The 226-nt window shown below is 63.7% G+C and carries 1 protein-coding gene; it reads left to right on the top strand.

Annotated features, from left to right (window positions below; all coding sequences use genetic code 11):
- The coding region (locus tag AU465_RS32670; RefSeq protein ID WP_192257105.1) for a formate--tetrahydrofolate ligase at positions 1-226 on the top strand (226 nt) is incomplete at both ends.

A 226-nucleotide genomic window follows, 5' to 3' on the forward strand; every position in this document is an offset into this window, starting at 1 on the left:
CAACTCGGTCGTCGCCACCACGACGGCGCTGAAGCTTGCCGACTACGTCGTCACCGAAGCCGGCTTCGGCGCCGACCTCGGTGCCGAAAAGTTCTTCGACATCAAGTGCCGCAAGGCGGGCTTGAAGCCGTCGGCCGCCGTCATCGTCGCCACCGTGCGCGCCATGAAGATGAATGGCGGCGTCAAGAAGGAAGAGCTCGGCAAGGAGAACATCGAGGCGGTCAAG

The sequence above is a fragment of the Mesorhizobium silamurunense genome (assembly GCF_014843905.1).
Classification (GTDB): Bacteria; Pseudomonadota; Alphaproteobacteria; order Rhizobiales; family Rhizobiaceae; genus Mesorhizobium; species Mesorhizobium silamurunense.